General features: G+C 64.0%; 19 protein-coding genes, 2 tRNA genes and 1 other RNA gene. 7 read left to right on the plus strand and 15 right to left on the minus strand.

Translation table 11 applies throughout. The features are described from left to right. The first annotated feature begins 23 nt into the window (after nucleotides 1-23). Nucleotides 24-578: a tetratricopeptide repeat protein gene (locus CJD35_RS13215; protein ID WP_017182373.1), complete on the plus strand. Its 555-nt coding sequence runs from the start codon at nucleotides 24-26 to the stop codon at nucleotides 576-578. A gap of 8 nt (nucleotides 579-586) precedes the next feature. Here CJD35_RS13215 and hflX read toward each other — a convergent pair whose 3' ends face one another. From hflX to tkt, 8 genes are all read right to left on the minus strand, one after another. After that, entirely contained in the window at nucleotides 587-1,921 is a 1,335-nt protein-coding gene (hflX, locus tag CJD35_RS13220) for a GTPase HflX (RefSeq protein WP_017182374.1), read from the minus strand. Nucleotides 1,922-1,925: 4 nt separating this feature from the next. Further along, nucleotides 1,926-4,583: an alanine--tRNA ligase gene (alaS, locus tag CJD35_RS13225; RefSeq protein ID WP_017182375.1), complete on the minus strand. Its 2,658-nt coding sequence runs from the start codon at nucleotides 4,581-4,583 to the stop codon at nucleotides 1,926-1,928. A 124-nt stretch (nucleotides 4,584-4,707) separates the two neighbouring features. Beyond that, nucleotides 4,708-5,328: a glutathione S-transferase family protein gene (locus CJD35_RS13230; RefSeq protein WP_017182376.1), complete on the minus strand. Its 621-nt coding sequence runs from the start codon at nucleotides 5,326-5,328 to the stop codon at nucleotides 4,708-4,710. Then, entirely contained in the window at nucleotides 5,325-6,041 is a 717-nt protein-coding gene (gene thiE / locus CJD35_RS13235) for a thiamine phosphate synthase (protein WP_017182377.1), read from the minus strand. The genes CJD35_RS13230 and thiE overlap by 4 nt, the downstream gene beginning before the upstream one ends. A gap of 73 nt (nucleotides 6,042-6,114) precedes the next feature. Next, on the minus strand, nucleotides 6,115-7,020 hold the full coding sequence (locus tag CJD35_RS13240; protein WP_017182378.1) for a fructose bisphosphate aldolase: 906 nt from the start codon (nucleotides 7,018-7,020) through the stop codon (nucleotides 6,115-6,117). Between the two features lie 69 nt (nucleotides 7,021-7,089). After that, nucleotides 7,090-8,292, minus strand: coding sequence for a phosphoglycerate kinase (locus CJD35_RS13245; RefSeq protein WP_017182379.1), 1,203 nt, complete (start codon nucleotides 8,290-8,292; stop codon nucleotides 7,090-7,092). 58 nt (nucleotides 8,293-8,350) lie between these two features. Beyond that, complete coding sequence (gene gap, locus CJD35_RS13250; RefSeq protein ID WP_026002255.1) at nucleotides 8,351-9,358, minus strand: type I glyceraldehyde-3-phosphate dehydrogenase; 1,008 nt, start codon at nucleotides 9,356-9,358, stop codon at nucleotides 8,351-8,353. A gap of 29 nt (nucleotides 9,359-9,387) precedes the next feature. Then, nucleotides 9,388-11,355 (minus strand): transketolase, encoded by a 1,968-nt coding sequence (gene tkt / locus CJD35_RS13255; protein ID WP_017182381.1) that lies wholly within the window; start codon nucleotides 11,353-11,355, stop codon nucleotides 9,388-9,390. Nucleotides 11,356-11,549: 194 nt separating this feature from the next. On the opposite strand from tkt, the gene CJD35_RS13260 reads away from it, so the two are divergent. The 5 genes from CJD35_RS13260 (at nucleotide 11,550) to CJD35_RS13275 (ending at nucleotide 13,189) form a co-directional block, all read left to right on the plus strand. Next, on the plus strand, nucleotides 11,550-11,741 hold the full coding sequence (locus tag CJD35_RS13260; RefSeq protein ID WP_026002256.1) for a hypothetical protein: 192 nt from the start codon (nucleotides 11,550-11,552) through the stop codon (nucleotides 11,739-11,741). Beyond that, the gene (locus tag CJD35_RS13265; protein WP_017182383.1) at nucleotides 11,734-12,069 is read left to right on the plus strand and encodes a cell division protein ZapA; all 336 of its coding nucleotides are present in this window, start codon (nucleotides 11,734-11,736) and stop codon (nucleotides 12,067-12,069) included. The genes CJD35_RS13260 and CJD35_RS13265 overlap by 8 nt, the downstream gene beginning before the upstream one ends. A gap of 11 nt (nucleotides 12,070-12,080) precedes the next feature. After that, a non-coding RNA gene (ssrS, locus tag CJD35_RS23660) (6S RNA) lies at nucleotides 12,081-12,237 on the plus strand. 122 nt (nucleotides 12,238-12,359) lie between these two features. Continuing rightward, complete coding sequence (locus tag CJD35_RS13270; RefSeq protein WP_017182384.1) at nucleotides 12,360-12,956, plus strand: 5-formyltetrahydrofolate cyclo-ligase; 597 nt, start codon at nucleotides 12,360-12,362, stop codon at nucleotides 12,954-12,956. Beyond that, complete coding sequence (locus tag CJD35_RS13275) at nucleotides 12,953-13,189, plus strand: DUF2842 domain-containing protein (RefSeq protein ID WP_017182385.1); 237 nt, start codon at nucleotides 12,953-12,955, stop codon at nucleotides 13,187-13,189. The genes CJD35_RS13270 and CJD35_RS13275 overlap by 4 nt, the downstream gene beginning before the upstream one ends. Nucleotides 13,190-13,232: 43 nt before the next feature. Here CJD35_RS13275 and CJD35_RS13280 read toward each other — a convergent pair. The 3 genes from CJD35_RS13280 to CJD35_RS13290 all read right to left on the minus strand — a co-directional run bounded on the left by CJD35_RS13280 (nucleotide 13,233) and on the right by CJD35_RS13290 (nucleotide 14,665). After that, nucleotides 13,233-13,309, minus strand: a tRNA-Asp gene (locus CJD35_RS13280). Nucleotides 13,310-13,391: 82 nt separating this feature from the next. Next, nucleotides 13,392-13,468: transfer RNA gene (locus CJD35_RS13285), tRNA-Asp, on the minus strand. A gap of 42 nt (nucleotides 13,469-13,510) precedes the next feature. Further along, nucleotides 13,511-14,665 (minus strand): AI-2E family transporter, encoded by a 1,155-nt coding sequence (locus CJD35_RS13290; protein WP_026002257.1) that lies wholly within the window; start codon nucleotides 14,663-14,665, stop codon nucleotides 13,511-13,513. 170 nt (nucleotides 14,666-14,835) lie between these two features. Here CJD35_RS13290 and CJD35_RS13295 point away from each other — a divergent pair, with 170 nt between their 5' ends. Further along, on the plus strand, nucleotides 14,836-15,309 hold the full coding sequence (locus CJD35_RS13295; protein ID WP_017182387.1) for a hypothetical protein: 474 nt from the start codon (nucleotides 14,836-14,838) through the stop codon (nucleotides 15,307-15,309). Nucleotides 15,310-15,312: 3 nt separating this feature from the next. Here the strand turns inward: CJD35_RS13295 and CJD35_RS13300 are convergent, their stop codons facing one another. From CJD35_RS13300 to thyA, 4 genes are all read right to left on the minus strand, one after another. Continuing rightward, a complete protein-coding gene (locus CJD35_RS13300; protein ID WP_017182388.1) occupies nucleotides 15,313-16,641 on the minus strand; it encodes a dihydrolipoamide acetyltransferase family protein in 1,329 nt (442 codons plus the stop codon). Between the two features lie 5 nt (nucleotides 16,642-16,646). Then, a complete protein-coding gene (locus CJD35_RS13305; RefSeq protein ID WP_017182389.1) occupies nucleotides 16,647-17,651 on the minus strand; it encodes an alpha-ketoacid dehydrogenase subunit beta in 1,005 nt (334 codons plus the stop codon). Nucleotides 17,652-17,864: 213 nt separating this feature from the next. Beyond that, on the minus strand, nucleotides 17,865-19,160 hold the full coding sequence (locus CJD35_RS13310) for a 3-methyl-2-oxobutanoate dehydrogenase (2-methylpropanoyl-transferring) subunit alpha (RefSeq protein WP_017182390.1): 1,296 nt from the start codon (nucleotides 19,158-19,160) through the stop codon (nucleotides 17,865-17,867). A gap of 120 nt (nucleotides 19,161-19,280) precedes the next feature. Further along, entirely contained in the window at nucleotides 19,281-20,204 is a 924-nt protein-coding gene (gene thyA, locus CJD35_RS13315) for a thymidylate synthase (RefSeq protein WP_037514323.1), read from the minus strand. Nucleotides 20,205-20,356 lie beyond the last annotated feature (152 nt).

The raw sequence follows: 20,356 nt of genomic DNA on the forward strand, positions 1-20,356 counted from the left end.
TGGCATAGCCTAAACCTCCAGATATGTTGGAGGAATTTGCGATGCGCCTGACGATCCTTTTCCCACTCCTGTGTGCCGTGGCAGTCCCTGCCTATGCCCAGCAAAATGGCACCGGCATTTCGGGCATTCATTTCGACGCCGGCAGTCCGATGGGCGTGGTGCCTATCACAGGCTTTGGCCCGGACAATTTTAAGGGCGGCAATCGCTCGACGTCGTTGGATCAGGCGCGGCAGTTGATCGCATCGGGTGATCTGATGCAGGCCGACAAGCTGCTTGCAACCGTGATTGGCGAAACGCCCAGCCGCGAGGCGCGATTCCTGAAAGGCGTGACCAAGCTGGGCCTGGGTGATGCCGCTTCTGCCCGTCGCTATTTCGAACAGAGCCTCTATCGCGGTCGCAACGGCCATCCCGGCGCGATGTCGGGGCTGGCCATCGCCGAAATTAAGCTCGGCAATGTCGATGCCGCGCGGGATATTTTGCACAAGTTGCAATATCAGCAGGAAAAATGCGGTCATAGCTGCGACCGCGCGGGATCGCTGAAACAGGCAGTCGGCGTAGTCGAGAAGGCGCTGGCGTAACGCCAGCCCTACCCCTGCCCACGCTTTCCGAACCGTGCGAAGGCGGCGTCCGATAGCCGCACTTCGACACGGGTTTCCTCGCCCTGCGCGTCGCTCGACAGCACTTCGCCATGCTCATGGAGCCAGGCCAGCGCCGCGCCGTCAGCTGCCGCGATGCGCAGGCCATAGACTTTGGCACCGGCGGTCATCTTGGTGCTGATGGCACGTTGCAGGTCGGCGACACCTTCCCCTGTCAGCGCCGAAAGGATCACGACATCGTCGCGGCGCGATGCGGTTTCCCGCGCCAGCGCTTCGGCTTCCGCGTCGAGCAGGTCCAGCTTGTTCCACGCCTCGATAATCGGCGGCGCGGCAGGCTCGTCTTGGGCGCGGTCTAGCGCGCCCTCCCCGGCCACGCCCAACTCGCTCAGCACGTCCAGCACATCGTCGCGCTGGGCATCGCTGTCGGGGTGGGCAATGTCGCGCACATGGACGATCAGGTCGGCGGACAGCACTTCCTCCAGCGTCGCGCGGAAGGCGGCGATAAGCTGGGTCGGCAGGTCGGAAACGAAACCCACCGTGTCAGACAGGATCGCCTTGTCGAGGCCGGGAAGCGCGATCTGGCGCATGGTCGGATCGAGCGTTGCAAAGAGCAGATCCTCCGCCATGACGTCAGCCCCGGTCAGGCGATTGAAAAGCGTGGATTTTCCAGCGTTGGTATAGCCGACCAGCGCGATCACTGGCCAGGGTGCGCGCTGCCGCCGGGCGCGGTGGAGGCCGCGGGTGCGGGTGACCTGATCCAGTTCCTTGCGGATCTTCGCCATCCGGTCGCGGATCATCCGCCTGTCCGCCTCGATCTGGGTTTCGCCGGGGCCACCAAGGAAGCCGAATCCGCCGCGCTGCCGCTCCAAATGGGTCCAGCTGCGCACCAGGCGCCCTGCCTGATAGTCGAGATGGGCAAGCTCCACCTGCAACCGGCCTTCATTGGTGGCGGCCCGTTCGCCGAAAATTTCGAGGATCAGGCCGGTCCGGTCGATGACCTTGGCGCCGACCGCCTTTTCCAGATTGCTCTGCTGAACCGGCGACAGGGCGTTATCGACGATGACCAGCTCCGCCTCTTCCTGGTTCACCAGCGTGGCGATCTGCTCCACCTGACCGCTGCCGAACAGTGTCGCAGGCTTGCGATCGCGCACGCGGAAAGCCTGCGCCGCGCGCACGTCTATGCCGATGGCAAGCGCCAGACCGCCCGCTTCCTCCAGCCTTGCGTCGCTGTCCCGGCGTTCCGGTCCGTGGGTTTCGGCATGGACGACCACGGCGCGAGCGCCGCGGGCGACTTCATCATCGGAATCGCGGTTGAATATGGCCATGAGGTTAGCCGGGAACCCCCGCAAGCCTGGCCTTGACCGCGTCGATCGCCGCCGCCGCCTGGTCGCCGTCCGGGCCACCGCCCTGCGCCATGTCGGGACGGCCACCACCGCCCTTCCCGCCCAGCGCCTCGACGCCGATGCGCACCAGATCGACCGCGCTGATCGTGCCGGTGAGATCATCGGTCACGCCCACGGCAATGGTCGCGCGGCCATCGACCACCGCTACGATCGCAGACACGCCGCTACCCAGCGTCTTTTTATTGCCGTCAACGATGCCGCGCAATTCCTTGGGGTCCAGCCCTTCGATGACCTGCGCCATGAAGCTGACAGTGCCGACCTGTTCGGGACCTGCCGGGGCCGCGCCCGATGCGCCGCCGCCCAAAGCCAGCGCCTTCTTCGCTTCGGCCAGTTCACGCTCCAGCTTGCGGCTCTGTTCCACCAGCGCGGCGATGCGGGCCGGCACATCTTCCGGCGCGGTCTTGAGCGTGGCAGCGGACTGGCGCAGCTTGTCCTCACGATCGACCAGCCAGAGGCGCGCGGCCTCCCCGGTCAATGCCTCGATCCGGCGGACGCCGCTGGAAACGGCGCTTTCCGATACGATCTTGAGCAGGGCGATGTCGCCGGTCGCGCGGACATGGGTGCCGCCGCACAGTTCGACCGAATAATGATTGTCGTCCCCCCTACCCATCGAAAGGACGCGGACCTCATCGCCATATTTTTCGCCAAACAGCGCCATCGCGCCCGCCGCGATGGCGTCGTCGGGCGTCATGAGGCGGGTCGTGACCTCTTCATTATGGCGAATCTGCGCGTTCACATCCGCCTCTATCCGCGCGATCTGCGTATGGGTCAGGGCGTCAGGATGCGAGAAATCGAAGCGCAGCCGATCGGCAGCGACCAGACTGCCCTTTTGCGTCACATGCGCGCCCAATTCCCTGCGCAGCGCAGCATGGAGCAAGTGGGTAGCGCTATGGTTGGCGCGGATGCGGTCACGGCGATCGACATCGACGCTCAACTGCACCGTGTCGCCGACCTTGACGCTCCCCGCCTCGATCATGGCGCGGTGGGCGTGGAGGCGACCGAGCGGCTTGGCGGTATCCTCCACCTTTGCCGACAGGCCGCCAAGCGAGGCGATGAGGCCCGCATCGCCCATCTGGCCGCCGCTTTCGCCATAGAAGGGCGTCTGGTTGGTGATGATGGTGACCGTGTCACCCACGCCAGCGCTATCGACGCGCGCGCCGTCCTTGACGATGGCCTGCACTTCGCCCTCACCCTTGGTGGAGGCGTAGCCGACAAATTCGGTGCTGCCGAGCGTTTCGGCAATGTCGTACCAGATGTCGTCCGAGGCTTTCTCGCCCGATCCTTTCCACGCGGCGCGGGCGGCGGCTTTCTGTTCCGCCATGGCGGCGTCAAAACCCGCGCGGTCGACGCCCAGCCCCTGCGTGCGCAGCGCATCTTCGGTCAGGTCGTAGGGGAAGCCATAGGTGTCGTAGAGCTTGAACGCGGTTTCGCCAGGCAGCGTGCCGCCTTCGCCCAGGCCCGCGGTAGCTTCGTCCAGCAGGCGCAGGCCGTTTTCCAGCGTGCGGCGGAAACGGGTTTCCTCGCGCAGCAGCGTTTCCTCGATCAGCGGCTGGGCACGGACCAGTTCGGGATAGGCGCCGCCCATTTCGGACACGAGGCTGCCGACCAGGCGATACATCAACGGGTCTTTGGCGCCGATGATGTGCGCGTGGCGCATGGCGCGGCGCATGATCCGGCGCAGCACATAGCCGCGACCTTCATTGGCGGGCAGCACGCCGTCTGCGATCAGGAAGCTGGTGGAGCGCAGATGATCGGCGATGACGCGGTGGCTGGCCTGGAGGTCACCATCGGTCGCGGTTTTGGTGATCGCGCCGCTTTCGGCAATCAGCGCCTTGAACGTGTCGGTGTCATAATTGTTATGAACGCCCTGCATGACGGCGGCGATCCGCTCCAGACCCATGCCGGTGTCGATCGACGGCCTGGGCAATTCGCTGACGATCTCATTGGCTTCCTGCTCATATTGCATGAACACCAGGTTCCAGATCTCGACGAAGCGGTCGCCATCTTCCTCCGGACTGCCGGGAGGGCCGCCCCAGATATGGTCGCCATGATCGTAGAAGATTTCCGAACAGGGGCCGCAGGGGCCACTGTCGCCCATTGCCCAGAAATTATCCTTCGTCGGGATGCGGATGATCTTGTGATCGGGCAGGCCGGCGATCTTCTTCCACAGGTCGAACGCCTCGTCATCGGTGTGATAGACGGTGGCGGTCAACTTTTCGGCCGGAAGCCCCCATTCCTTGGTCAGCAGGGTCCAGGCATGGGTGATCGCCTGTTCCTTGAAATAGTCGCCAAAGCTGAAATTGCCCAGCATTTCAAAGAAGGTATGATGGCGCGCGGTATAGCCGACATTGTCGAGGTCGTTATGCTTGCCGCCCGCGCGGACCGACTTCTGGCTCGACGTCGCGGTCTTGTAGGGGCGGGTTTCAAGGCCGGTAAAGACATTCTTGAACGGCACCATCCCGGCGTTGACGAACATCAGCGTCGGGTCGTTGTGCGGCACCAGCGGCGCGGAGGGAACGATGGTGTGGCCGTTGGCCCCGAAATAGTCGAGGAAGGAACGGCGAATGTCGTTGGTCGATGTCATGGGGGCGATTTAGTGGGAAGCGGCCCGCCGCACAAGCGGGGCTTTTTGTCGTGGAGGACATTCGCACGTCACGCGGCAGCAACTGTCGATAGCCGGATGGATATAGGCAGGGACACAACGCCGATCAGGCGTAGGCATAGGGGCCGCCCGCCGCCAGCGCCGCCTGATAGGCGGGGCGTGCCTGCATCTCGGCCAGCCAGCGCATGATCGCGGGCCGCGAACCGTTCAGGCCGCCGCGCGCGCGGGACGCTTCGATCGGGAAGCTCATCATCATGTCCGCGGCGGTGAAACTGTCACCGGCGAAATAGGGACGCGACGCCAGTTCGCTTTCCAGCCAGTCGAGATGATCATCGAGCATGCGTTGCACCGTGGGCCGCGCGGGGCGACCAAGCAGGCCGAGCTTGCCTATGATGAGCAGCGCGAGCAGCGGCGGCATCATCGATCCTTCGGCATAATGCATATATTGGCGGTAGCGGATCGCCCCCGGCGCGTCTGCCGGTGGGCCGAATCGGCCTGCGCGGGCGACCAGATAGTCCATGATCGCGCCGGTTTCGATCAGCGCATGGCCATCCACCTGCACCGCCGGAGAGCGCCCCAGCGGATGGATGGCCCGCAACGTGGCTGGCGCACGCATCGTCTTGCGGTCGCGTTCGTAGCGGATGACCTGATAGGGTTCGCCCAGTTCCTCCAGCAGCCAGAGAATGCGTTGCGACCGGCTGTTGTTGAGGTGATGGACGATGATCATTTGGGTTCCGACGCTCCGTTACGGACCTGTTGCAGCACATCGGCAAAGGCTGCAACGCCAGCGCCCGGCCCCCCCGGATGGTTCCACACCGCGCTGCTGACCGCCAGAAAATCCGCCCCCGCCGCGACCAGCGGCGCTGCGTTTTCCGCCGTCACCCCGCCGATTGCGACGCAGGGCAGTTCGAACAGCGTGGTCCACCACCCCAGGATGGACGGTTCGGCATGGTGCAACACTGCCTTCGTCTTGGTGGGATAGAAGGCACCGAACGCGACATAGTCGGCCCCCGCCTCCCCCGCTTCCATCGCCAGATGGCGGCTGTCATGGCAGGTGACGCCAATCTGCACCTTGGGGCCAAGGATTTTGCGGGCCTCCCGCGGGTCGCCATCGCCCTGCCCCAGATGCACGCCGTCCGCGCCCAGGCGCTGCGCCAAAGCGACGCTATCGTTGATGATGAACGCTACATCACGCTGCTCGCAAAGCGCCTGCAACGGCGTGGCGAGCGCGGCAATCGCGTCCTCTTCCAGCCCTTTGAGCCGCAACTGGAACGCGGCCACATCCCCGCCGTCCAGCGCCGTGGCCAGCGTGTCGACGAAACTGGCGTCGATGGTGGGCGGGGAGATCAGATAAAGCTGGCAGGCCGGGCGGAAACCCTGTTCGAACTGGTCGGCGAAATGCGGGTCGAGCGCCAGCTCTTCATCTGTAAAATCGGTCATGCTTCGCGCTTAACCCATAGCGGAGGAGCGCGAAAGGGGGGGCCGGGCGGGCCTGCGCCCGCCCGACCGGCAATCAGGCAGCGACAGGCGTTTTCGCGACCGACGCGCCGTGGATTTCGTCAATCGCTTCGCCAAGCGAGGCGTTGAATTCATCATCGCTCATCTGGTGGCGCAGGTCGTTGAGCAGCGCGCGGCTGAAGCTGGCGATGATGCCGCGATTCTTCGCCAGTTCGACGCAGGCTTCCGGACGGGCAAAACCGCCCGACAGGGCCACAACGCGCAGGACGCGGGGGTGATCGACCAGCGGGTCGAACAGGCCCGGCTGGACCGGCAGCGACAGCTTCAGCATCACCTGCTGATCAGCGGGCAGCGCATCGAGCGCCTTGAGCAGTTCGTCGAGCAGGATCGCGTCGGCTTCGGCGCGTTCAGGCGACTTGATGTTCACTTCGGGTTCGATGATCGGCATCAGCCCGGCTGCCAATACCTGCTGACCGATCTCGAACTGCTGCTTGACCACGGCGGCAATGCCTTCGCGGTTGGCGAGGTTGATGACCGAGCGTTCCTTGGTCCCGAACACGCCCAGCGCCTTGGCGCGGTGGAGCAGCACGTCCAGGTCGGGATTGGGCTTCATCACCTGAACGCCGTTCGCCTCATCTTCCAGACCCTTGTCGATCTTGATGAAGGGCACAACGCCGCGCTCGATCAGCGCCTGCGGGGTCGGCTTGCCATCGACGGTGCCGTCCATCGTGCGCTCGAACAGGATCGCGCCCAGCACCTTGTCGCCGGTGAACACGGGCGAAGTGATGATGCGGCTGCGCATCGCGTGGATCAGGCCGAACATTTCCTCGTCATTGGCCCACGCACCTTCTTCGATACCATAGCCCTTGAGCGCCTTGGGCGTCGACCCACCGCTCTGGTCGAGTGCGGCGATAAAGCCTTCGCCTGTCGCAATCTTCTGTTTCTGAACCTGATCCAGCATCTGCACATACTCTCTCTTGAATGGGATAGCGCTGCCCTCTCCAAAACGGCGCTACCGTTGACCGGGTCGTCAGACCATCAAAGCCTTTACGCCCGGTAAATCCTTGCCTTCCATCCATTCCAGGAAAGCGCCGCCGGCCGTCGAGACGAAGGTGAAATCGGCTGCTGCCCCTGCATGGTTAAGCGCCGCCACAGTATCGCCGCCGCCAGCGACCGAGGTCAACTGGCCTTCCTTGGTCAGTGCCGCAGCGGTGCGGGCCAGCGCGACGGTCGCCGTGTCGAACGGCGCAATTTCGAACGCGCCCAACGGCCCGTTCCATACGAGCGTCCGGCAGGTCTTGAGCACATCGGCCAGCGCCTCGACAGCGGCAGGGCCGACGTCGAGGATCATTTCGTCATCCGCAACCTCATGGACGTTGCAGGTGCGGACCGAGGGCGGGTTGGCGGCAAATTCCTTGGCTACCACCACGTCATAGGGAAGATGGATGGTGCAACCGGCCGCTTCCGCCGCGTCGAAAATGGCTTCGGCGGTGTCGGCCAGATCCTTTTCGCACAGCGATTTGCCGACATCGACACCGCGCGCATGGAGGAAGGTGTTGGCCATGCCGCCGCCGATGATCAGATGATCGACCTTGGTGACCAGATGGTTCAGCACGTCAAGCTTGGTCGACACTTTCGCGCCGCCGACGACGGCGGCGACCGGCTTGACCGGCGTGCCCAGCGCGGCTTGCAGCGCATCGAGTTCGCGCTCCATCGCGCGCCCGGCGAAGGACGGCAGCTTGTGCGCCAGCCCTTCGGTCGAGGCATGGGCGCGGTGCGCGGCGGAAAAAGCGTCATTGACGTAGAAATCAGCGATGGCCGCCATCGCATCGACCAAGGCGGGATCATTCTTTTCCTCGCCCGGATGGAAACGGGTATTTTCCAGGATCGCTATGTCACCGGCGCGCATCACGGCAATGCCGTCCGCCGCTGCATCACCCTGGCAATCGGGAATGAACTGGACTTCGCGCCCCAGCACCTGGGTCAGGGGCCGGGTGATCTTCGAGAGCGAATATTCCGGGTTCTTCTGCCCCTTGGGACGGCCGAAATGGGCCAGGATCAGCACCTTGGCACCGCGATCGGCCAGTTCCAGCACGGTCGGCATGGCCGAACGCAGGCGGGTGTCATCGCTGACCGAGCCGTCCTGCATCGGCACGTTCAGATCCTCGCGCACCAGCACGGCCTTGCCGTGAATGTCGCCCATCTCATCGAGTGTCTTGAACGGCTTGGTCATGGATATTCCCTGTTGCTTCTCAACAAAAAGGGGACGGTTTTACCCGCCCCCGCTTCCCTTACAGGAACTTTGCCACCACGCCGCTGGTGTCGATCATGCGGTTGGAGAAGCCCCATTCATTGTCGTACCAGCTGAGCACGCGGACCAGCTTGCCGTCGATGACCGCGGTTTCCAGGCTGTCGACGGTAGAGGATGCCGGGTCGCCATTGAAATCGATCGAAACCAGCGGTTCGTCGGTATAGGCCAGAACGCCCTTCATCGGACCGTCGGCTGCGGCTTTCAGCAGGCCGTTGACTTCCTCGATCGTGGTGGCGCGGCTGGGGATGAACTTCAGGTCCACGACCGACACGTTCGGGGTCGGCACGCGCACCGACGAACCGTCCAGCTTGCCCTTGAGCGCAGGCAGAACTTCACCCACCGCGCGGGCGGCGCCCGTGGTGGTCGGGATCATCGACAGGGCGGCGGCGCGGGCGCGGCGCATATCCTTGTGGATCTGGTCCAGCGTGTTCTGGTCGTTGGTGTAGCTGTGGATCGTCGTCATGAAGCCGCTTTCGATGCCGATGGCATCGTGCAGCACCTTGGCGAGCGGCGCCAGGCAGTTGGTCGTGCAGCTGGCGTTGGAAATGACGATGTCGTCAGCGGTCAGCGCGTCATGGTTGACGCCGAACACGATGGTCTTGTCCACGCCGGTTGCGGGCGCGGAAATGACGACGCGCTTGGCGCCAGCGGTCAGATGGGCGCTGGCCTTGGCCTTGTCTGCGAAGATGCCCGTGCATTCCAGGGCGATTTCCACGCCCTGCGCCGCGTGAGGCAGCTTGGCGGGGTCACGCTCGGCGGTCACGGCGATGCGCTTGCCGTCGATGACCAGGAAATCGCCATCGACGCTGACGTCGCCCTTCCAGTTGCCATGCACCGAATCGCGCTTGAACAGCAAGGCGTTCGCCTTGGCGTCGCCCAGGTCGTTGATGCTGACCAGTTCAAGATCATGGTCGGTGCGCGAAAGAATGGCGCGCGCCACCAGGCGACCGATACGTCCGAAACCGTTAATTGCTACCTTCGTTGCCACTGCACTAGCCTCCGCAAGTTGTTGTTCGGTCAGTTGTTGAGAGCGGCCACGATCTGCGGCGCAATCTTTGCGGCCGTCAGGCCGAAATGGTCGTAAAGCGCTTCGGCAGGCGCGGACGCGCCGAAACTGTCGATGCCAAAGCGCAGGCCAGCGATGCCGGTATGGCGTTCCCAGCCAAAGGTCGTGCCCGCCTCGATCGACACGCGCAGCACATGGTGCGGCAGCAGGTCGTCCTTGTAGCTTTGCGGCTGCGCGTCGAAATGCGTCCAGCTGGGCATGGAAACGACATCGGCGCCAATGCCCTGTTCTTCCAGCGCCCTGGCGGTATCGACTGCGATCTCGACTTCGGAGCCGGTGGCGATCAGCACCACCTTGCGCTCGGCAGTCGCGGCGACCAGGCGATAGGCGCCCTTGGCCGACAGATTTTCGCTCTTTTCCGTGCGCAACTGCGGCAGGTTCTGGCGGGTGAGCGCCAGCACCGACGGGCCGGTCGCATCCTTCAGCGCCAGTTCCCAGCATTCCGCCGTCTCGACAATGTCGGCGGGGCGATAGACGTCCAGATTGGGGATCATCCGCATCGACATGACATGTTCGATCGGCTGATGGGTCGGGCCATCTTCGCCAAGGCCGATGCTGTCATGGGTCAGCACATGGATGACGCGCTGCTGCTGGAGCGCGGCCAGGCGGATGCCAGCACGCATATAGTCCGAAAAGACGAGGAAGGTGCCGCCATAAGGGATGACCCCGCCGTGCAGCGCCATGCCGTTCATCGCGCAGGCCATGCCGAATTCGCGAATGCCATAATAGACATAGCGACCCGCATAATCATCGCGCGTCAGCGGCCCGGTCGACTTGGTCTTGGTATTGTTGGAGCCGGTAAGGTCTGCCGAACCGCCCAGTGTTTCAGGCAACAGGTCGTTGATCGCGCCGAGCGCCAATTCGCTTGCCTTGCGGGTCGCTACCTTTTGCGGCGCGGCGATCAGGCTGTCGATATAGGCTTCCAGCGAGAAATTATCGGGCAGATCGCCAGCCATGCGGCGCGTGAATTCCGCGCCCTTTGCATCGCTTGCAAGGCGCGCTTCCCAGGCGGCGCGAACGTCGCTGCCCTTGGCGCCAATCGCCTGCCATGCCGCGGCAATGTCCGCAGGGATAACGAAGGGCGCTGCGTCCCAGCCCAGAAATTCGCGCGCGGCAGCGACTTCGGCCTCGCCCAGCGCGGACCCATGGACGCCCGACGTGCCCGCCTTGTTGGGCGAACCATAGCCGATCTTGGTGGCGCAGGCGACCAGCGAAGGACGCGAATCAGCGACCGCTTCGGCCAGAGCGCGGCGCACATCGGCAACGTCATGGCCATCGCACGACACGACATGCCAGCCGGTCGCTTCGTAACGGGCGCGGACATCTTCGCTGCTCGACAGGTCGACAGCGCCGTCGATGGTGATCTTGTTATCGTCCCACAGCACGATCAGGCGGCCAAGGTTCAGGTGACCGGCCAGGCCAATCGCTTCATGGTTGATGCCTTCCATCAGGCACCCGTCACCGGCAATCACCCAGGTGCGGTGATCGACCAGCGCGTCGCCGAACTGGGCGTTCAGGTGCCGCTCGGCAATCGCCATGCCGACGGCAGTGGCAAGGCCAGAACCCAGCGGACCCGTGGTCGCTTCCACGCCAGCCAGCTCGAAATTTTCAGGATGCCCTGCGCACGGGCTGTGCAACTGGCGGAAATTGGCGATGTCCTCGATCGTCGGGCGCGCATAGCCGGTCAGGTGCAGCAGGCTGTAGATCAGCATCGAGCCATGGCCAGCCGACAGGACGAAGCGGTCCCGGTCGGCCCATTTGGGCTGGGTCGGATCGAATTTCAGATAATCGCTGAACAGCACCGTCGCGACGTCGGCCATGCCCATGGGCATGCCCGGATGGCCGCTATTGGCGGCCTGCACCGCGTCCATGGAGAGCGCCCGGATGGCGTTGGCGAGCGACTTATCGGAAACGGTCATCGGCAGCGTGTGTCTTTCCTGAGCAGGACGGGCCTCCCCGCAAGCTGTACGGGCGAGTCGAGATCGCGCCTCCTTTGTCGCGTCAAGCCCCATGCGTCAACCGCAGCGGGCCGGAAAGCGGCTTCTTGTCCGCCCAATGATCGCTTTTGTACCGCATCAAGTTTCGCTATGCACAGGCTATGGCAAGCGAGCGCATGATGCAGGCAATTGGCACGCTGGAACGTGCAGTGGGTCGGCTCGAACAGGATGTGGCCCGCCTTGTGGCGGCCCCGCCCCCCTCCTCACCGTCAAGTGGCGAACCGGATATGGATGTGGACGGCGCGCGCGCGGCGCTGCGGTCGCTCGATGAACTGATTGCCGATCTGAAGGGCCGGACCATTGGCTGAAACCACGCTGCACATAGCCGGGCGTCATTATGACATCAGATGCCGCGATGGGGAGGAGGCGCATCTCGCCCATCTCGCCAGCCTGATCGAGGAAAAGGCGAAAGCCGCGCAGCAGGGCGCGCCGGGCATGACGGAGGTGCGCAGCCTGTTGTTCGCCGCGCTGTTCCTGGCCGACGAATTGAACGACATGCGCCGCGACACCGCAGCCCGCCAGCAAAGGCTGGCGCTGGAAGCGGAGGACGAACCGGCAGCGCAGGCGATAGAGGCACTGGCGGCGCGGATAGAAAAGCTGCGCACCGGGCTTGCCGCCCGCGCCACGGACGCCTAGATTGGGGTGGACGGGTACTGCCTGGTACGAGCTTTAGCGAACATCCCTGAGGCGATAATCACATCCTAGGGGGCTGTTCCTGGGCGGGTTCCGGCCCGATCTACATGGTCCCCACCTGACGTTGAGGCGTCAGAGGATTTTCCAGCAAACGGCCAAGGCGGTCCCGTCACCCTTCCAACGCAAGCGATCCAAATATAGACGTGCTCCCGCACAGGCGGGAACATGGTGCATAGGGCAGGACTGGGCTTCAGCCTGTACGGGAACATCATAGCGAACGGGCAGAGATACGAATGAACGGCGACACCATCGACAAGACGAGCTTGCGCCAGATCGCCCGCGATCGCCGCCGCGCGTTCGTATCGACGCTTGACCCGCTGGCGCACCGGCTGGCGTTCAAGGTGCTGCCTTCCCCCCTCGCGCGCCGCATCGCGGACGCGCAGGTGGTAGCGCTCTATATGGGACTGGACGATGAAGCCCCGGCGCAGCGGCTGGCGCAGCAACTGATCGCCATGGGCAAGACCGTGGCGTTGCCGCGCGTGCTGGATCGGCTGGGCAGCATGGATTTCCTGCGCTGGCAGCCTGACGACATATTGCTGCCCGGCCCGTTCCGCACCAGCCACCCCGCGCCCGGCGATGGCCCGGTGACGCCGGACGTCATCATCGCCCCGCTGGTCGGGTTCGACCGGGCGATGAACAGGCTGGGTCAGGGTGGCGGCTACTATGACCGCGCCTTTGCCCGCCTGCCCGACGCGCTGCGCATCGGCATTGCCTGGTCGGTGCAGGAACAGGATATGGTTCCGGCCGACCCGTGGGACTTGCCGCTGCACATGGTACTGACCGAAGTGGAACTGATCGAAGGCCTTTCCGCCGCAGGAGCTGTCGCATGAACATAGACCCGCGCCATTATCATCAGCCCAGCTGGCGCAAGCCGGTCGGGATGCTGGCGATTGTCGGGCTGATCGCATTATGGGCGGTCATGGTGGCCAGCCTGTCCGGCATCATCGGCACGCTGCCGGTATGGGCGCAGACGCCGATCTATGTCGTGCTGGGGATCGTGTGGATATGGGTGCTGCCGCTGCGCCGCCTGCTCGCCTGGATGGAGACGGGGCGCTGGCGCTAAAGCCGACCATGTATCGAAGAAAACACTTTCCGATGAAGGAAAGTGGCGCGAGTGACGGGGCTCGAACCCGCGACCTCCGGCGTGACAGGCCGGCACTCTAACCAACTGAGCTACACCCGCGCAGGGTGACATCCGTTCGGGATTTCACTCCCCAGACGATGCTGTCTGATCCACCTTATTCCCACCTTCCTGTCAAGGAAAGTGGCGCGAGTGACGGGGCTCGAACCCGCGACCTCCGGCGTGACAGGCCGGCACTCTAACCAACTGAGCTACACCCGCGTTCGGTGTGGAAGCGCCGTCTATGTGCGTCCGCCGGGACTGTCAACCGTCCGTTTCTGCTGTTTTCGCATTCTCGTCACTTTCTTTGCGCGGCGCGACCGTCAGCGTCCCCTGCTCGAACAGGAAACCGGCGATATCCGGCGTGCCCGCGGCAGAAACGACGGTCTGGATGATGATCAGCAGCGGCACGCCCAGCAGCGCGCCCGGCGTCCCCCACACCCAGCCCCAGAAAGTGAGCGACACCAGAATCAGCAGCGGGTTCATCGTCAGCCGCCGCCCCAGCACCGTCGGCGTGATGACGTTCGCCTCGACCAGATGGAAACCGACCTGCAAGGCCGCGGGCATCATGGCGACCCACACATCGTCAAATACCATCAGCCCGCCCAGCGCCAGCAGCACCGCCGCCAGCATGGGGCCGAAATAGGGGATGAAGTTGAGCAGCGCGACGATCCCGCCCCACATCAGGGGCGATGGCATCCCGATCAGCCACAGCGCCAGCGCGACCGCCAGCCCCAGGCACAGGTTGATGACGGCGATGGTGATGACATAGGCCGATGTGGCGTCGACCACATTCTGGATCACCCGCGCCACCGCCAGCGCGCCGTCGAAACTGTCCCGGCTGTTGATCGTGCGCCGCCGCAGGCGGGTCCAGCCCGCCAGGAAGAAATAGATGATGAGCAGCGCGAACACCATCTGGATGATCGCCGCCGGGGCCGATGTGGCGGCAAATTGCAGCAGGGAACGCGGCGTGTCGACCGTCGCCGTCTGCGCCGCTGCAACCGGCCCTGTCGCCAGCATCTGCACCGTTTCATCGACGAAGCGCTGGAGATTGGAGTAAAAATCGATCAGCGGGGCCAGGTTCGCCTGTATCTGTGGCAAGCGCTGCGGCAGGATACGGAACCAGTCGGTCGCTGGCACGATGATCAGCACCAGCGCGGTATTGGCCACGATCAGAAAGCCGATTACCGCCAGCAGCGCGGCCAGCCCCGACGGCAACCGGCGCCGCTCCATCCATTCCAGCAGCGGCACCAGCGCGATCGCGATCACCAGCGCGGCGGTCAGCGGCAGGAAAAACTCCGCGCCCGCGCGCAGCGCAAAGGGCAGCGCCAATATCAGCCCGATCCCCGTCGTCAGCGCGATCGACGCGAGCAGCCGGTCGCGCCTGCGGTTGATTTCCAGCTGTTCCGGCGGTTTCACGGTGGATTGATTCTCCGGTCGAAAGACCCGCCAGATGTGCGCTCGCCGCCAGCGGGCGTCAATTTGCAAAGCGTCTCCGATCGCGGGCTGATCGCGGAAAAACAGTCGCTTAACCAAATATTGGCTCAGCCGTTCTAGGATGGGTACGGGGACGCAGAACGGGGACAGGCATGAAAGCCGCCACATTGTCATGGATCATCGCGCTGAGCGGCCTTGCCGTGCCGCACGCCGCATCGGCGCAACCGGGCGTCGAACTGGACACGCAGATGTTTGTCGAACGGGTAACAACCGACGTCAACGGACGGTCCCGCCGCATATTGGCGAGCGCTGACAAGGTCGCGCCCGGCGATCAGCTGATCGTCATCGTCCATTGGCGCAATGCGGGCAACGCGCCGCTGCGCGATCAGGCCGTGGTTCGCTCGCTGCCGCGCGGCATGCAGATCGACCCGACCGATCCGACGATGCAGGTGTCCGTCGATGGCGGCGCGCATTGGGGCCGGATGGATCAGCTATGGCTGCCCACGCCCCTGGGCGGCACGCGCCGCGCCGTGGCGGCAGACGTCACCCATATCCGCTGGTCGCTGCCGCAAGCGGTGCCGCCCGGCCATGCCGGACGGCTAAGCTATCGCGCGACTATGCGCTGATTATCAATCCACGAACAGAAGAGCGGGATTTTCGAGCAGTTTGCGGACAGCCTGGACATAGCTTGCCGCGTCCCAGCCATCGACGACGCGGTGGTCGCAGCTGATCGACAGGTTCATCAGCTTCGCTGCGACAATCTCCTTGCCCCGAAAAACGGGCCGCTCGATCACGCGGTTGGGACCGATGATCGCGACTTCGGGCCGATTGATGACCGGCGTGGTGGCGATCCCGCCCAGCGGACCAAGCGACGTCAGCGTCAGGGTAGAGCCGGACAGTTCCTCCGACTTGGCCTTGCCCGACCGGGCAGCGTCGGCCAGCCGACGGATTTCACTCGCCAACTGCCAGACATTGCGGTCCTGCGCGTCGCGGATCACCGGCACCATCAGCCCCGCATCGGTCTGCGTCGCCAGCCCCAGATGAACCGATCCGTGACGCGTGACCACGCCCGCCTCATCATCATAACGGGCGTTGAGCATCGGAAAGTCGGGCAAAGTCTTGCAGATGGCGACGATCAGCAGCGGCAACATGGTCAGCTTGGGCTTATCGCCCCGGCTGGCGTTGAGCTGTTCGCGCAAGGCTTCCAGCGCGGTGACGTCGATTTCCTCGACATAGGTGAAATGGGGAATGTGCCGTTTGGACGCGGCCATATTCTCCGCAATCCGGCGGCGCATGCCGATGACCTTGACCTGCTCGTCGGGGCGGCGCGCCGATTTTCCCGCCGCGCGATAGCCCTGCCCCTGTCCGTAGAGCAGATAGGCATCGAGGTCGGCATGGCGAATATGATCGCCCGCCGACTTCACCTGCGCGAGATCGATACCCAGATCCTTCGCACGGGCACGGACGGCTGGAGAGGCGAGGATGGGGGATGAAGCCTCATGCCCGCTTCCGTCCGGGCTGAGCGAAGTCGAAGCCTTCGGCTCAGCCGCAGGCGACGCCGCCTCTCCTTCGGTTCGGCTGGGCCGTTCGACAGGCTCAGCGCCTGCACCCGGCTCGATCGCGGGGCGAATGGATGTCGGCTCCTCGATAACCGCCTCACCCGGCACTTCCGCCTCGATCGCCTCCACCGATGGCGGCGGCGCGGCGACATCCTCGCCTTCCACCTCGATCTCGACCAGCATACTGCCGATCGACACCTGATCGCCCTCCTCGCCCGCCAGTCGCACGACGGTCCCCGCGACCGGGCTTTCCATCTCGACCGTCGCCTTGTCGGTCATCATGTCGGCTATCGGCTGGTCCTCTTCGACCCGGTCGCCGACCTTGACGTGCCAACCGACGATTTCGGCCTGCGCAATGCCTTCGCCGATGTCCGGCAGCTTGAATGTGAACAGAGCCATGGCGCTCAATCCTTCATGATCTTGTTGATGGCTTCGCGGATGCGGACGGGGCCGGGGAAATAGGCCCATTCCAGGCTGTGCGGATAGGGCGTGTCGAACCCGGTCACCCGCTCGATCGGCGCTTCGAGATAGTGGAAGCAGCGTTCCTGCACCTGCGCCAGCAGCTCCGCGCCAAAACCGCTGGTACGGGTCGCTTCATGCACGATCAGGCAGCGGCCGGTCTTTTTCACCGACGCTTCGATCGTTTCGATGTCGAGCGGCACGAGGCTGCGCAGGTCGACGATCTCCGCGTCCAGCCCCAGCATCGCAACGGTATGTTCGACGACATGGATCATCGTGCCATAGCACAGGATGGTCAGCGCCCCGCCCGCCCGCGCGATCCGCGCCTTGCCCAGCGGGATGCGGTAATAGCCGGTCGGCACCTGCGCATCGCGATGCCCGGCCCAGCTGGTCGCCGGCGTGTCATATTCGCCATCGAACGGGCCGTTATAGATGCGCTTGGGTTCAAAGAAGATCGTCGGATCATTATCCTCGATCGCCGCGATCAGCAGTCCCTTGGCATCATAGGGGGTGGACGGGATGACCGTCTTTATCCCCGAACAATGGGTGAAAATGCCTTCGGGTGACTGGCTGTGCGTCTGCCCGCCGAAAATGCCGCCGCCAAAGGGCGATCGTACCGTCATGGGCGCGATGAACTCGCCCGCCGAACGATAGCGCAGCCGCCCCGCTTCGGACACAAGCTGGTCGAGCGCGGGATAGATATAGTCGGCAAACTGGATTTCCGGAACGGGCCGCAGGCCATAGGCACCCATGCCGACCGCCACGCCAATGATACCGCATTCGGTGATCGGCGTATCGAACACGCGGTTCTTGCCATATTTCTGTTGCAACCCGGCGGTGGCGCGGAACACGCCGCCGAAAAAGCCGACATCCTCACCCATCACCACGACGGTGGGGTCGCGTTCCATCATCACGTCCATGGCGCTGTTGATCGCCTGGATCATGTTCATCTGTGTCGTGTCAGTCATGGCACATCCTTCCCTCTCCCTTGAGGGAGAGGGTTGCGCAGACTTGGCGGCTTTGCCGCCTAGTCGAAGCTGGGAGAGGGTGAACGGCGGTTGAAAGACGGGACCACGCAGCCCCCTCTCCAACCTTCGCTAAGCAGCAAGCTGCTGAGCTACGGTATCCTCTCCCCGCCGGGGAGAGGAAATGATGATGCGCCATCACAGCCCCGCCGCCTTCCATTCGTCCAGCATCTGCTGCTGCTGTTCCTTCAGGTGCCGGGGCATTTCCTCGAACACATCCTCGAACATGCTTTCCATCGGATGGTGGAGGCCATGGCCAAGGATGCCGTTCTTTTCCGCCTCGCGGGCGGCGTCGCGGACCAGTTCGGCCAATTCCTTGTCCATCGCGGCGTGGCGGTCCTCGTCCCAGATGCCAAGGGCGATGCAGTGCTGCTTCAACCGCGCGATCGGATCGCCCAGCGGCCACAGGCTGCTTTCTTCGGCGGAGCGATAGGCGGACGGATCATCCGATGTGCTGTGCCCCTCCACCCGATAGGTGAAATGTTCGATCAGCGTTGGCCCGGCATTGGCGCGCGCCCGGTCTGCGGCCCAGCGGGTCGCGGCATAGACCGCCAGCACGTCATTGCCATCGACGCGCAGCCCGGCAATGCCATAGCCCACGGCGCGCGCGGCAAAGGTCGTCGCCTCCGCTCCGGCAAAGCCCGAAAAGCTGCTGATCGCCCACTGGTTGTTGACGATGTTCATGATGACGGGCGCGCGATAGACGCTGGCGAAGGTGCAGGCGCTGTGAAAGTCGCCCTCGGCCGTCGATCCTTCGCCGCACCAGGTCGCCGCGATCCGGGTGTCCCCGCGCGCTGCGCTCGCCATCGCCCAGCCGACCGCCTGGGGATATTGGGTGGTCAGATTGCCGGAGATCGAGAAGAATCCGGCATCCCGCGCCGAATACATGATGGGTAGCTGGCGGCCCTTCAGCCGGTCGCCCTTGTTCGAATAAATCTGGTTCATCATGTCGATGATCGGCCAGTCGCGGGCGATCAATATGCCCTGCTGGCGATAGCTGGGAAAACACATGTCGTCGCGGTCCAGCGCCAGCGCCGCGCCGATCGACACGGCTTCCTCACCCGTCGACTTCATGTAGAAACTGGTCTTGCCCTGCCGCTGCGCCCGGAACATGCGCGCGTCGAACGCGCGGGTCAGCGCCATGGTGCGCAGCATCCGCAACAGCGTTTCAGGGGGCAGATTGGGATTCCACTGGCCCACCGCCGCGCCATTTTCATCCAGCACGCGCACCAGCCCATAGGCCATGTCGCGCATCGTCGCGGGCTGCGCCGTCTCGTCTGGCCGTGGTGCCGCGTCGGCAGCGGGAATGTCGAAATGGGTGAAGTCCGCGCTCTCGCCGGGCCGGGCTGGCGGTTCGGGAACGTGTAGGCGCAGCGGGGGCAGATTATGCCCGGCCTTGCCCTGCAATCCTGCCGAATCGTGGGGATCGGTCATCCTGCCTCCTATGCTGCATCGCAATAATGTTGCTTGCCAATAACATTATATTACGTCGCTGCGAAAGGCAAGCCTTCCTTACCCATTTTTCCGTGTCGCTATGTTCGGCTCACTGTCGGCCTAGACAGCAACCGGCGCAGCAATATGGGCCTGCGGCGTATAGTCAGTCACCTCGAAATCCTCGATCGCGTAGCTGAAAATGTCCGAAGGTCGCCGATTGATCCGCAGCTTTGGCGCGCCCGACGGAATTCTCTCCATCTGCTCCTCCACCAATGCAGCGTGGTTAAGGTACAGATGGACGTCGCCACCCTGCCAGACCACCTCGCCAGGCTCCAGACCGCATTGCTGCGCCAGCATCCGGGTGATCATCGACAGGCCGAATATGTTGAACGCAAAGCCCAGCCCCAGGTCGCAACTGCGCTGGAACAGCAAGCCGTTGAGCTTCCCATTCGCGACCTGGAACTGATAGGTCATATGACAGGGCGGCAGCGCCATATTGGCGACTTCCGCCACGTTCCATCCGGTAAACAGCAGGCGGCGAGACCCCGGCGTCGACCGGATCGCCGCGACCAGATCGGCAATCTGGTTATGCCCTTTCTCCGCGCGCCGGTAGAGCCCATCTCCTGCCGCCTCGTAACGCGGCCAGTTGACCCATTGCGCGCCATAGACCGGCCCCAGATCGCCCCATTTCAATGCGAACGCCTCATCCTCGATGATTCGCGCCTCGAACGCATCCCGGTCGATCGCCTCGCCGGTGGCGCGGCGATAGGCATCCAGCGGCCAGTCGGTCCAGATATGGACGCCCTGCCGCACCAGTTCGCGAATATTGGTGTCGCCCGACAGGAACCACAGCATCTCGCGGGCTGCGACCTTCCAGTAAACCCGCTTGGTCGTCAGCAGCGGCACCGCGTCGTCAGCCAGTGAAAAGCGCATCGTCGCACCCAGGATCGACCGGGTGCCAACCCCGGTGCGGTCGATCCGTTCGTCGCCATGACGCCAGATATGGCGCATCAGGTCTATATATTGCTGCTCATAGTGGGGCATCGTGTCGCGCAAGGGCGGGCATCCTGTATGAAGGCTGTGGGTCACCGCCCGCTGTAGCCCAGGCAGTCCCGCCAGCCAATCTCCCCTTCATTCCGGATCAGAATAGGGGCTATTCAACCAGAATGGCGCGGCTTGGGCTGGCGTGGCGAAAC

Source organism: Sphingobium xenophagum, assembly GCF_002288285.1.
Classification (GTDB): domain Bacteria; phylum Pseudomonadota; class Alphaproteobacteria; order Sphingomonadales; family Sphingomonadaceae; genus Sphingobium; species Sphingobium xenophagum.